The 12621-nt window shown below is 72.5% G+C and carries 12 protein-coding genes and 1 pseudogene; 10 read left to right on the top strand and 3 right to left on the bottom strand.

Annotation, left to right across the window (positions count from 1 at the left end; translation table 11 throughout):
- Positions 1–94 precede the first annotated feature (94 nt).
- The 6 genes from ACRDP3_RS20110 (at position 95) to ACRDP3_RS20085 (ending at position 6672) form a co-directional block, all read left to right on the top strand.
- Complete coding sequence (locus tag ACRDP3_RS20110) at positions 95–742, top strand: TetR/AcrR family transcriptional regulator (RefSeq protein WP_431518365.1); 648 nt, start codon at positions 95–97, stop codon at positions 740–742.
- A gap of 149 nt (positions 743–891) precedes the next feature.
- Complete coding sequence (locus tag ACRDP3_RS20105) at positions 892–2139, top strand: alpha/beta hydrolase (protein WP_431518364.1); 1248 nt, start codon at positions 892–894, stop codon at positions 2137–2139.
- A 70-nt stretch (positions 2140–2209) separates the two neighbouring features.
- Positions 2210–3112, top strand: coding sequence for a DUF4429 domain-containing protein (locus tag ACRDP3_RS20100; protein ID WP_431518363.1), 903 nt, complete (start codon positions 2210–2212; stop codon positions 3110–3112).
- Between the two features lie 114 nt (positions 3113–3226).
- On the top strand, positions 3227–4627 hold the full coding sequence (locus ACRDP3_RS20095) for a sensor histidine kinase (RefSeq protein WP_431518362.1): 1401 nt from the start codon (positions 3227–3229) through the stop codon (positions 4625–4627).
- Positions 4624–5307: a response regulator gene (locus ACRDP3_RS20090; protein WP_431518361.1), complete on the top strand. Its 684-nt coding sequence runs from the start codon at positions 4624–4626 to the stop codon at positions 5305–5307. The genes ACRDP3_RS20095 and ACRDP3_RS20090 overlap by 4 nt, the downstream gene beginning before the upstream one ends.
- 162 nt (positions 5308–5469) lie before the next feature.
- Positions 5470–6672 carry an alpha/beta hydrolase gene (locus ACRDP3_RS20085; protein WP_431518360.1) on the top strand — a complete coding sequence of 401 codons (1203 nt, stop codon included), beginning with the start codon at positions 5470–5472 and terminating at the stop codon, positions 6670–6672.
- 12 nt (positions 6673–6684) lie between these two features.
- Here the strand turns inward: ACRDP3_RS20085 and ACRDP3_RS20080 are convergent, their stop codons facing one another.
- Both ACRDP3_RS20080 and ACRDP3_RS20075 read right to left on the bottom strand, forming a co-directional pair.
- Positions 6685–7719, bottom strand: coding sequence for an aldo/keto reductase (locus ACRDP3_RS20080; RefSeq protein WP_431518359.1), 1035 nt, complete (start codon positions 7717–7719; stop codon positions 6685–6687).
- Positions 7716–8210 (bottom strand): MerR family transcriptional regulator, encoded by a 495-nt coding sequence (locus tag ACRDP3_RS20075; RefSeq protein WP_431518358.1) that lies wholly within the window; start codon positions 8208–8210, stop codon positions 7716–7718. Before ACRDP3_RS20075 ends, ACRDP3_RS20080 begins: the two co-directional genes overlap by 4 nt.
- Positions 8211–8291: 81 nt before the next feature.
- Between ACRDP3_RS20075 and ACRDP3_RS20070 the strand changes: the two genes are divergently transcribed.
- On the top strand, positions 8292–9116 hold the full coding sequence (locus ACRDP3_RS20070; protein WP_431518357.1) for a serine hydrolase domain-containing protein: 825 nt from the start codon (positions 8292–8294) through the stop codon (positions 9114–9116).
- A 15-nt stretch (positions 9117–9131) separates the two neighbouring features.
- On the opposite strand, the gene ACRDP3_RS20065 is transcribed toward ACRDP3_RS20070, so the two are convergent.
- On the bottom strand, positions 9132–9872 hold the full coding sequence (locus ACRDP3_RS20065; RefSeq protein WP_431518356.1) for a pirin family protein: 741 nt from the start codon (positions 9870–9872) through the stop codon (positions 9132–9134).
- 93 nt (positions 9873–9965) lie between these two features.
- Here ACRDP3_RS20065 and ACRDP3_RS20060 point away from each other — a divergent pair, with 93 nt between their 5' ends.
- From ACRDP3_RS20060 to ACRDP3_RS20050, 3 genes and pseudogenes are all read left to right on the top strand, one after another.
- On the top strand, positions 9966–11186 hold the full coding sequence (locus tag ACRDP3_RS20060) for a PucR family transcriptional regulator (RefSeq protein WP_431518355.1): 1221 nt from the start codon (positions 9966–9968) through the stop codon (positions 11184–11186).
- 101 nt (positions 11187–11287) lie between these two features.
- On the top strand, positions 11288–12220 hold the full coding sequence (locus ACRDP3_RS20055) for an ACP S-malonyltransferase (RefSeq protein WP_431518354.1): 933 nt from the start codon (positions 11288–11290) through the stop codon (positions 12218–12220).
- 20 nt (positions 12221–12240) lie between these two features.
- A pseudogene (locus tag ACRDP3_RS20050) lies at positions 12241–12621 on the top strand (hypothetical protein); the annotation flags it as partial.

Raw genomic sequence — 12621 nt, 5'->3', positions numbered from 1 at the left:
GGGGGCGAGGCGGAGTCGCAGGGCGTCGGGAGCCCGCTCGCTATCGCGCACCAGGTCGTAAGGTGAGCAGCACAGCCCTGGGAGGTGGCGGAAAGTGACCGGTCTGCGTGAGCGGAAGAAGCAGCGGACCCGGGACTCCCTCATCCGCGCCGCCCACGAGCTCTTCGTCACACAGGGGTACGAGTCGACCACCGTCGACGAGATCGCCGCCGCCGTCGACGTCTCCCAGCGCACCTTCTTCCGCTACTTCGCCAGCAAGGAGGAGGTCGCCTTCGCCCTCCAGGCGCTGACCGAGGAGCGGTACCTCGCGGCCGTCCGGCGGCGTCCCCCCGGTGAGCCTCCGATGGAAGTGCTGCGCAGCACGCTCGACGAGACCTGGGAATCCATCGGCGAGGCCATCGAGGAGGTCGTCCCCATCCAGCTCCACATGCGGATGTGGCAGATCATCGAGACCACCCCCGCGCTCATCGCCGTTCACCTGCGGCACTCGATGGAGATGGAGGAGCGGCTGGCCGCCGAGATCGCCCGCCGCGAGGGCCTGAACCTCGACGCAGACCCGCGTCCCCGGGTGCTGGTCGCCGCCTTCTCCGGGGTGATGCGGGCGGCCAGTCGCTGCTGGGGCTCGGGCGAGGACACCACCGTGCGCGCCGCCCGGCGCGCCGTCGAGTCCTACGTCGACCAGCTGGGCCCGGCTCTCAGCCAGGACTGGAGCAGGGCACCGGGAAGCGCCGCTTCGCACTGATCCCTCCCGGCTGTCCTGTCCGGCGAACGCGCGAGTTTGACGCCCAGTCATCACATAGGCACGGGACTCACCCAATCGGGCGTGGTGAAACGTGAGATGGGTCACGGCGTGCACGAGTACTCGGCGGTGTCTCCTAGGGTGGCTGCCCAGTGACTTCCTTTTCGGCCCTCGGCAACCCCCTGTCCGGATCCGGCCTCCCCCACGCGGGAGCGCCGGGCGTCACCGCGTGGCGTGCGGTACTCGCCCTCGCGGTGGTGCTCGTTCTGCTGGCGACGACCGGCTGGACCGCCATCCGTGAGCACGACAGCACGCCGGGCCCGTACGCCGCCGCACTGCTCGCCTGGGAGAAGGGCACCATCGCCGGCCGGCAACTGCCCGGACCGGACGCCCCGCCGAGCGCCGTCTCCCGCTTCTTCCGCTCGCTCACCGACGCCCAGCGGCAGCGGCTGGCCGACCGCTTCCCGCTGGTGGTCGGCAACCTGGGCGGCGCCCCTGTCCAGCTGCGCTACGACGCCAACCACAACGCCCTGTTCAAGGCCCGCGACGTGGAGCGCGCCCGCATGGTCGACGAGCGGCTCACCGAGGAGGGCCGACATACGGCGAGCCGCCGCATGGAGCGCTTCGATTCCATGCTCCGGCCGGGACGCCAGATCCTCGCCTTCGACCCGACCGGCCGCGGCCGCGCCGCCGAGGTATTCGGTGATCTCGAGCGGGCGCGGCGGGTGTCGGTCGTCGTCCCCGGGGTGGACACCGAGCTGCTGACGTTCGAGAAGTCCGGGCGGCCGTACGCGGCGCCCGTCGGCATGGCCGAGGCGCTCCAGGAGCGGCAGGGCTCCGCCGCACCGAGCGTCCCTACCGCGACCGTCGCCTGGGCCGACTACACCGCGCCGGTCGGGCTCGGGGTGGACGCCGCGTCCGGCCACCTCGCCGAGGACGGCGCCGAGCGGCTCACCGGCTTCGTACGCGAACTGCGCGGATCCGCCCCCGTCGCACTGTTCTGCCACAGCTACGGCACGGTGGTGTGCGGTGAGGCCGCGGCGGAGCTGCCCGGCCGTGTCAGCGACATCGCGGTCTCCGGAAGCCCGGGCATGCGCGTGGAGCGCGCCAAGAACCTCGGCACCCGCGCGCGCGTCTGGGCGACCCGGGACGATGACGACTGGATCGAAGATGTGCCGCACATGGAGGTCGGCGGGCTCGGCCACGGCGCCGACCCCGTCTCGCCCGCCTTCGGCGCACGCAGGCTCGCGGCGAACGGCGCCGTCGGGCACGCCGGTTACTTCGTGCCGGGCACCGGCAGCCTGGACAACTTCGCCGGCATCGCGACCGGTTCGTACGCCGCGGTCAACTGCGCCGCCGACGACCCCGGCTGCCTCAGCGGCACCGGTGGAAACAGCTAGCGGTACCGAATTTACGCGCGTAGCGCTCTTGAGGGGGACGTGCGGGCGGCGCGCGCTTACGATGGCCCACATGGGTGACGTACTGGCTGGATTTCACTCCACCTGGGAGTTCGACACGGACTCCGTGCTCATCCGCTTCGAACGGGGGATCCGCACGCCGAAGCTCTTTCACGTGCTCGGGGAGCGGCGCGTTCCGTACGAGGCGATGAGCGCTGTCGAGCTCGCGCCAGGTGGCAAACGCGGCACGGTGGTGCTGCGCGCCGAGCCCCGCAGGGGCGCCGATCCGCTGCTGGAGGCCGCCGACGGCCAGCTGAAGGAGGGCTGCGACCCGTACCGCCTCGTGCTCCCCGCCGAGCGCGAGACGCTCGCCGACTACTACGCGACGGAGCTGCGCGCGGTGCTGCCCGCGGACGCGGACAAGCCCGCCGAGCGGCATCTGGTGGCCGCTCCCGCGTCTCCGCACAGCTTCAAGGCGTACGACGGCAAGGCCTCCTTCGACGGCGAGAAGGTCTCCTTCCGGTGGTTCTGGACGGGAGCCTCGTCGACCAAGTGGAAGGCGGGCGACCAGACCTTCTCCGTGAGTGATCTGGAGGGCGTCGAGTGGCGGTCGCCCGAGGTCGCCGGCGGTCATCTGCGGATGCTGCCCCGCGGCGGCAGGGCACCGGAGGAGGGCGAGCCCGACAAGGACCCGGCCTCGGTGGTCTTCGGCCTCGGCTACGGACTGGTCTACGAGTCGCTGCCGTTCGCCGCTTCGGTGCTGGAGGCCGTACGGGCCACGGAGCCCACGGATCCGCTGGAGGCCTCGCCCGCGAAGGCACTCTGCGGGGCGGCGGCCGCGACCACGCACCCGGGCCGTTCCGACCCCGCCGACATCGCCGAGCGCATCCGGCATCTGGGCGAGCTGCACGACGCGGGGCTGCTGACGGACGGCGAATTCACGGAGAAGAAGGCCGAACTGCTGGCCGAGCTCTGAGGTCGTGAGCCGGCCGGCCCGGGCCGGGCCGGCCGACCCCCTACTGCGGTAGGGGTCCGCCCGGTACCCGCGCAGGACGCCACGGGCACCCCCGCCTCATACGCTGAGCGCGCCATGTCCACGACTCCGCCGCATCCCTCGCCCGCCGAAGCCGCGCACGGTGCCGGACGGATCCAGCCCGTGCGGGCGACCCTGATCGTGCTGCGTTCGCTCGGCACCGCCCTCGTCACGCCGGCGGCTTCCGGGGAGCAGTCGGCCGCCCGGGCGTCCGGACCCCCTGGCCGGGGCCGGCGACTGGCGTACGTGCTCACCCTGGCCCTCGCCGCGGTGCTGGTCCCGGTCACCGCCCAGACGCTGTCCGGCGACTACGGCCTGCCCGGCGCGCTCACCACCGCGCTCGGCTTCGCGCAGGCCGGACCCCTGCTGCTGGCCGTCACCCGGCCGCTGCCCGCCTGGTGGATCGTGATCACAGCCGACACTGTCGGCGCCCTGCTCATGCTGACCCGGACCGGCACGGCCATCGCCTGGCCGTGGCCTCCGACGGTGATCATCGGCTACCTGGCGCTCTGTCTCGCACTGGCGCTGCGCGAGGGCCGCCGTACGCTCATCGCCGTCTGGACGGTCACCGCCGTGCTCTCGCTCGGCCTCGGCTTTCTCTGGGCGGACCGCAGCGACGGCACGAACGTCCTGCTGATCGTGTTCAGCGGCATCATCCTGCTGCTCGGCGCGACGGTGCGCGAGCGTGCCGACGCACAGCTGCGGCTGGCCGAGCAGGAGACCATCAGCGAGGCCGAACGCTCCCGGCGCACCCTGCTGGAGGAGCGCGCCCGCATCGCACGGGAGCTGCACGACGTCGTCGCGCACCACATGTCCGTCATCACGGTCCAGGCCGACAGCGCCCGTTACCGGCTGTCCGGCCTGCCGCCCGGCGCACAGGAGGAGTTCGGCTCCATCGCCGCCACGGCACGCGAGTCGCTGGCGGAGATGCGCCGGCTGCTCGGTGTGCTGCGCAGCGAGGAGAATCACGGCGAGCGCGCTCCGCAGCCCGGCCTGGACCGGCTGGGTCAGCTGGTGGAGGCGACCGTACGGGCAGGCGTGCCTACCGAACTGTCGGTGGCGCCCGGGATGTCCGGGACGCCGCAGGCCGTGCAGCTGTCCGCCTACCGCATCGTGCAGGAAGCGCTCGCCAACGTCGTACGGCACGCACCCGGCGCCACCGGCCGCGTCTCGGTGAGCGGCCACGGGACAGGGGACGACGGGACGGACGGGACGGACGGGACGGACGGAGACCTGACAGTGCTCGTCGTCAACGGTCCCCCCGCCCAGCGCACCGGGCCGCCCGTGGAGACCCCCGGCACCGGCACCGGGCACGGCCTGGTCGGGATGCGTGAGCGGGTACGGCTCGTCGGCGGCACCTTCGAGACCGGGCCGCTCCCCGACGGCGGCTTCCGCGTCGCGGCCCGTCTTCCCCTGTTCCCCGCGACACCGGACGGGAAGGACGCGTTCCCCTCATGACGACCCGGGTGATCGTCGTCGACGACCAGGCCATGGTGCGCGCGGGCTTCGCCGCGCTGCTGGCCGCACAGTCCGACATCGACGTCGTCGGCGAGGCACCGGATGGGGCGCGGGGCATCGCGCTCTGCCGCGACACCCGCCCGGACGTGGTCCTGATGGATGTCCGGATGCCGGAGATGGACGGGCTGGAGGCCGCCCGTCAACTGCTCGCTCCGGGCGGCGGCACCGGCGCCGCCCGCCGCCCCAAGGTGCTCATGCTGACCACCTTCGACGTCGACGACTACGTCTATGAGGCGTTGCGCGCGGGAGCCAGCGGCTTCCTGCTCAAGGACGCGCCGCCCGACGATCTCATCGCGGCCGTACGGATCGTGGCCGCGGGCGAGGCCCTGCTCGCCCCCTCCGTCACCCGGCGGCTCATCGCCGACTTCGCCCGGCAGCGGCCCGCCTCGCGCACGGCGCACGCGCTCCGGCTGAACGGACTCACCGAGCGGGAGACCGAGGTGCTGGAGCTGCTCGCGCGCGGCCGGTCCAACAGTGAGATCGCCGACGTCCTCGTACTGGCCGAACAGACGGTCAAGACGCACGTGAGCCGCATCTTCAGCAAGCTCCGGCTGCGGGACAGGGCCCAAGCCGTGATCTTCGCCTACGAGTCGGGGCTCATCTCCCCGGGCGAGAGCTGACGGCGCCACGACGCGCACCCTCCTCCCCGCGGAGGGCGACCCACTACCCCGGTATCACCCGGGAGTTGGCTCCCCGGTGTGACGTACGGGCACGAGCCGCCGCCGCACTCTCCTTCCACCGCGCCGCCGGGACCGCCGGCGGCCGCAGGAGGGAGATCCGAGATGAAGCGCCGCCTCAAGCGGGCTCTGACCGCCGCCACGCTCGCCGCAACCGTGATCGCCGCCACCGCGGGCATGACGGCCGGCTCCCGGCAGACCCCGGTCACCGGTCCGCTTCCCGGAGCGGCGTCCTGGCGGGCCGACGGCACACCGGGCCGGCAGCTGCCCGACCCGGCCGACGCGGGTCCGGAACAGATCGCCGTCTTCTTCGCCGGTCTCACCCGCGAGCAGCGGCGCACACTGCTGCACCGGCACCCCCTCGTCGTCGGCAATCTCGACGGCGCCCCCGTCGCTCTGCGGTACGCGGCCAACCGCCGTGCCCTGCGGGCCGAACTGACCCGCCTGCGGGCCCGTGCCACCGACCCGGCCGGCACCCTCGAGGATCACCGGCTCGCACGGGTGAAGGAAGCCAGGTACGCCGGGCTCCTCAGGCCGGGGCGGCAGATCCTCGCCTTCGATCCGCGCGGCCGCGGTCAGGTGGCCGAGGTCTACGGGAACCTGGCCGGGGCGGAGCGCACCGCGGTGATCGTGCCGGGTTCCGACATCGACCTGGCCACCTTCGACCGCGAGAGCGGGGACAGGTACGGCACACCCGCGGGTATGGCGGCCTCGCTGCGCGCCCGCATGACGACGGCGGCACCCGGCACCCGTACCGCCGTCATCGCCTGGGCCGGCTACACCACACCCGTCGGACTCGGACCCGACGCCGCCACCGACCGCCTCGCCGACGCCGGCGCGCCCCGCCTGGAGCGCTTCCTGCGCGGGCTGTCCCGGACGGGGACGCCGGCACCGGCGGTGCTCTGCCACAGCTACGGCTCCGTGGTGTGCGGCAAGGCCGCCGCCCAGCTCGCCCGCCGCGACGCCGCCGACCTCGTCGTCTTCGGCTCCCCCGGCCTGCACGCGGACTCCGTGACCGAACTGCGCACCCCCGTACGGGTCTGGGCCGCCCGGGCCGGCGGGGACTGGATCGGCCGGGTGCCCAACGTGGAGTTCCTCGGCCTCGGACACGGCGCCGACCCCGCATCGGCCGCCTTCGGCGCCCGTGTCGTCTCCTCAGCGGGTGCCGACGGCCACACCGGATACCTCGCCCCCGGGACCGGCTCGCGGGCCGGCTTCGCCGCGATCACCCTCCGGGCGTACGACAAGGTGCGCTGCGCGTCCCCGTCCCGGCAGTGCACTCACGGCCTTCACGGCCGGACGGCCTGACTGCCGCCGGTCTCACTCCCGTCCGGCCGAGCTGAAGGACATGTCGGCGTAGCGCGGTCCCGCCACCCGGCTCGCGATGGGCTCCAGCAACGCCAGCTCCTCGTCCGAGAGTTCGATGCGGGTGGCGGCCGTGTTCTCCTCGACCCGGGTCCGCTTGCGGGTGCCCGGGATCGGCACGACGGTCAGTCCCTCACGCAGCCGCGCCTGCTGCTGCACCCATGCCAGCGCGATCTGTCCGAGCGTCGCACCGTGCGCGTCGGCGACCTTGCGCACCGGCGCCAGCAGCGCCTCGTTCGCCACCGCGTTCTCGCCGGTGAAGCGTGGCATCGTGCGGCGGAAGTCGTCGCTGGTCAGGTCCTTCTCCGCGTCGGCGAAGGCACCGGTCAGGAAGCCGCGGCCGAGCGGCGAGTACGGCACGAAGGTGACGCCCAGCTCCTGGGCGGCGCCGACCACGCTGCGCTCGACGTCTCGGCTGAAGAGCGACCACTCCGACTGCAGCGCCGCGATGGGGTGCACGTCCTGCGCGGCACGCAACTCGCCGGCCGTCACCTCGCTCAGTCCGAGATGTTTGACCTTGCCCTCCGCCACCAGCTCCGCCATGGCGCCGACCGTGTCCTCGATCGGGACGTTCACGTCCCGCCGGTGCATGTAGTAGAGGTCGATCTCCTCGACGTCCAGTCGCCGCAGGCTCGCCTCGACGCACTGGCGCAGATACGGACGGTCGTTGCGGATGACCCGCTTCGTGGGGTCCGCCGGGTCGAGGCCGATGGAGAACTTGGTGGCCAGCACGATCTCGTCCCGGTGCGCCCGTACGAAGGGCGCGATGAACTTCTCGTTCTCGCCCTCGCCGTACATGTCCGCGGTGTCGTAGAGCGTGACGCCCAGCTCCAGCGCCCGCTCCAGGGTGGCCCGCGCCTCGTCGACGTCCGTGGGGCCGTAGGCGAAGCTCATGCCCATGCAGCCCAGGCCCTGCACGCCGATCTCCGGACCGGTCCCGCCCAGCCGTGCCGTCGTGATCTTCCCGCTGTCGTCCGGGCTCGTGTTCAACGTGACCCCTCCCATGCTCGTTCGGACACCCGGCGGGCGTCCGCGTAGATGTCGATCTTGTAGTTGAGGACCTCGAGGGTTTCCCGCAGTTCGGTGATCCTGCGCCGTACGTCCTCGCGCGTCGCCATGAGCAGTTCCTGCCGCTCGGGGAAGGTGTGCTCCCCCGCCCGTACGAGCTCCGCGTACCGCACCATGTCCGCCACCGGCATGCCGGTCAGCCGCAGCTTGCCGACCAGCGAGAGCCAGTCGAGGTCCTTGCCGGTGAAGCGTCGCTGCCCGGTGTGCGAGCGGTCCACGTGCGGCATCAGTCCGATCCGCTCGTACCACCGCAGCGTGTGCGCACTCAGTCCGCAGAGTGCGGCGACCTCGCTGATGGTGTAGCCGTCCCGCCCTTCCGGCCGGGGAGGGGGTGCCTCGGCGGCCCCGCACGGGGCCGGTACGGCTGTCTCGCCTGCTGCCTCGCCCGCTGTCTCCGTCTCCATCACGGTCATGAGTGAACGCTACGGACTTGGAGTGCGCTCCAAGCAAGCACGGAATCCGGGCCACTTCGAGCCGCGTTACGCTCGGGAGCCATGGACAGCCTGCGGATGATCGAGAATTGGCCGGTACCGAACGCGGCCGCCACCGTCGTCGTACGAGCCGACGGAGAGGCCCCCGCCGTCGCCGGCAGCCACGGCCCCACCGGCGACCGTTTCGCGCTCGCCTCCGTCACCAAACCGCTCACGGCCTACGCCACGCTGATCGCCGTCGAGGAAGGCGCGGTGGAACTGGACGAACCCGCCGGCCCGGGCGGTTCGACGGTCCGCCACCTCCTCGCCCACACCTCGGGGCTGGCCTTCGACGAGGACCGGCCGATGGCCGAGCCGGGCACCCGCCGCGTCTACTCCAACGCGGGTTTCGAGGCGCTCGGCGACCACCTCGCCAAGGTCACCGAGATCCCGTTCCCGCAGTACCTGCGGGAGGCGGTCCTTCAGCCGCTCGGCATGACGGCGACGGAACTGCCGGGCTCACCTGCCAAGGACGCCGTCTCGACGGCCGACGACCTGACCCGGTTCGCCGCGGAACTGCTCGCGCCGCGGCTGCTCGCGCCCGCGACGCTGGAGGAGGCGACCTCGGTGGTCTTCCCCGGACTCAAGGGCGTGCTGCCGGGCTACGGCCACCAGTCGCCCAACGACTGGGGGCTCGGTTTCGAGATCCGGGACGGCAAGTCCCCGCACTGGACGGGCGCTTCCTCCTCCCCACGCACCTTCGGACACTTCGGACAGTCCGGCACCTTCCTCTGGGTCGACCCGGACGCGGGCGCGGCCTGCGTCGCCCTCACGGACCGCGACTTCGGACAGTGGGCGGTCGACGCCTGGCCGCCCTTCACGGACGCCGTGCTCGCGGAGCTGCGCTGACGCACGGCACCGGGCTCAGCCGTAGTCCGGCTCGGCGCGCATCTCCCACATCAGCAGCTCCGCGGCGACACCGGCCCCGCGTGCCTCCAGCTCACGGGCGTCGGTGATACGGGCGGCATCGCCGGCGGCGAGCCTTTCCGCCCGGGCTCCGGCCCGGGAAGGTCCCGAGCCGATGTCCACCACGCCCCGCACCACGTGCACGTACACCCACGCCGCGTCGGGCACCGCCGTGCGCTCGTCCGCCGCCAGCCGCCGGACGTGCAGCACCGCCTCCGTGCGCGGCACCGCGAAGGGCGTGCCGTCGGCGATGCCGCGCACCACTTGATACTCCGGCTCACCGCCGTCGTACTCCCCTCCGCCGCCAGGGTCGCCAACGCCGCCGCGGGCTCCGGGGACCAGCCACATCTGCACGAAACACAGCGGCTCCCGGCCCGCGTTGCGCTCGACGTGCCGCACCCCCCTCCCCGCGCCGAGACGCTGCACGTCCCCCGCCCGTACCCGGGTGGACTGCCCCATCGAGTCGAGGTGCTCCAGCTCGCCCTCGACCACCCACGTCACGATCTCGACGTCCCGGTGCGGATGTTCGGGGAAGCCGGCACCGGGGGCGAGCCGTTCCTCGTTACAGGCCACCAGCGGGCCGAAGCCGACGTTGTCCGGGTCGTAGAAGCCCGCGAAGGAGAAGGCGTGCCGGGTGTCGATCCCGGCCGCCGCGTCACCGCCCCGATACCGGTCCGCCGCCCGCCACACGTGAAGCATGCGCACACCGTAATCCGCTGTCATCCGGTGCGCGTACCGCTCGGGTCCGCCCCCGCCCCCGCGCGGGCGGTTCCATGAGGCAGGCTTGGGGACGTGCCCGAATCCACAGATCCCTCCGCGAACCCACCACCCGCACCCCGCCCGGAGCAGGCGGAGCACCCGCACAGCGCCACGCTGCGACGCCTGGAGCAGTCCTCCGGCAAGCTCGCCGCCGCCGCGATCGCACGCATGGACGAGCAGTTGCCGTGGTACCGCGCGATGCCGCCGGAGAACCGCTCCTGGATCGGGCTGGTCGCCCAAGCGGGCATCGCGGCCTTCACCGAGTGGTTCCGGCACCCCGAGACCCCGCAGGCCATCAGCACTGACGTGTTCGGCACGGCACCACGCGAGCTGACCCGCGCCATCACCCTGCGGCAGACCGTGGAGATGGTGCGCACCACGATCGAGGTCGTCGAGACGGCGATCGACGAGGTCGCGGCACCCGGCGACGAGTCGGTTCTGCGTGAGGCGCTGCTGGTCTACGCACGCGAGATCGCCTTCGCCACCGCTCAGGTCTACGCGCAGGCCGCCGAGGCCCGCGGCGCCTGGGACGCCCGGCTGGAATCGCTGGTGGTCAACGCCGTGCTCTCGGGAGAGGCGGACGAGGGCGCGGTCTCCCGTGCCGCCGCGCTCGGCTGGAACGCACCCGAGCACGTCGCCGTCGTCCTCGGCGCGGCGCCCGACGGTGACAGCGAACTGACGGTCGAGGCCATCCGGCGGGCCGCCCGGCACGCGAAACTGCAGGTCCTCACCGGGGTGCTGGGCAGCCGCCTGGTCGTGATCGCGGGCGGCTCGGACGATCCGCTGAAGGCCGCGAAGTCCCTGATCGGGCCCTACGCGCCGGGCCCTGTCGTGGCCGGTCCCATCGTGGGCGATCTGCTGTCGGCGACCCGCTCCGCACAGGCCGCCGCGGCCGGTCTGCGGGCGTGCGCCGCCTGGCCGGACGCGCCGCGACCGGTGCTCGCGGACGACCTGCTGCCGGAGCGGGCGATGGCGGGCGACCCCGCCGCGCGCGACCTTCTGGTGGAGGAGATCTACAGACCGCTGGAGGAGGCCGGGTCCGCGCTGCTGGAGACTCTCAGCGTCTATCTCGAGCAGGCGAGCAGCCTCGAGGGTGCGGCCCGGATGCTGTTCGTACACCCCAACACCGTCCGCTACCGGCTGCGACGTGTGACGGACGTCACCGGATGGTCGCCTTCGGACGTCCGCTCGGCGTTCACGCTGCGTATCGCTCTGATCCTGGGGCGTCTCATGGACTTCGAGAGCCAGCCGTAAGCTTGCCCGGGGCTCTTTGTCGAGGATCCACAATTTGCCTCTCGGTTCTTGGTATCGCTCCGTACCGGCGCGAACCACCGCACACAAGAGAGAGTTGAAGGGTGCTCGTACTCGTCGCTCCCGGCCAAGGCGCACAGAAGCCTGGCCTCCTGACCCCCTGGCTCGACCTCCCCGGCGTCGCCGACCGGCTCGCGGAGTGGTCGGCCGCCATCGACCTGGACCTGGTGCGCTACGGCACGGAAGGGGACGCGGAGCAGATCCGCGACACCGCCGTGGCCCAGCCGCTGCTGGTCGCCGCGAGCCTGATCTCGACCGGGACGCTGCTGGAAGGCCACGACCCCGGCCGCGTGCTGGGCGCCGTCGCGGGCCACAGCGTCGGCGAGTTGGCCGCGGCAGCGACCGCGGGCGTGCTCTCGCCCACGGACGCCATGACGCTCGTACGGACCCGGGGCCGCGCCATGGCCGAGGCCGCGGCCGTCACCGAGACCGGCATGTCGGCCGTACTCGGCGGCGAACCGGAATCGGTCGTCGCTCATCTGAAGAAGCTGGACCTGACACCCGCCAACATCAACGGCGCCGGTCAGATCGTCGCCGCCGGCACCACCGAGCAGCTGGCGGCGCTGAACGAGGACAAGCCGGACAAGGCAAGGGTCATCCCCCTGAAGGTCGCGGGCGCCTTCCACACCGCCCACATGGCACCGGCCGTCGACGCGATGGCCACCGCCGTCGCGGACACCAAGATCCACGATCCCGCGCTGCGCTACGTCTCCAACCTGGACGGCCTGGCCGTCACCGACGGCCAGGAGGTCGTGCGGCGGCTGGTCAACCAGATCTCCGCCCCCGTGCGCTGGGACCTGTGCATGGAGACCTTCCAGCAGCTGGGCGTCACCGCCCTGATCGAGGTCTGCCCCGGCGGCACCCTCACCGGGCTGGCCAAGCGTGCTCTGCCGGGCGTACGCACCGTGGCACTGAAGACCCCCGATGACCTCGAAGCGGCGCGCGAGCTGATCGCCGAGCACACGCCGACCGCCTGAGCCTCTAGGAGCCCGAGAGCATGACCGCGAAGATCAAACCCGCCAAGGGCTCCCCGTACGCGCGCATCCTCGGCGTCGGCGGCTACCGCCCGACCCGGATCGTGCCGAACGAGGAGATCCTCAAGCACATCGACTCGTCCGACGAGTGGATCCGCTCGCGCTCCGGCATCGCGACCCGCCACTGGGCCGGCCCGGACGAGACGGTCGCCGAAATGACGCTGGAGGCGGCCGGAAAGGCCGTCGCCGACGCGGGCATCACGCCGGAGCAGGTGGGCTACGCCAGCGCGCACGGCACATCCACGCCTCAGAATGATGCCGACGAATCCCTGGCGATCAAGCTCGCCTTCGGCCAGCATGCGCGAAAGCTGGCCGTCAGCTCTCAAAAGTCCATGACCGGGCAC

This window comes from Streptomyces sp. (genome assembly GCF_050698815.1).
Lineage (GTDB): Bacteria > Actinomycetota > Actinomycetes > Streptomycetales > Streptomycetaceae > Streptomyces.
The sequence above is the reverse complement of the archived record's forward strand: the minus strand, read 5'-3'. Positions and strand labels throughout refer to the sequence as shown.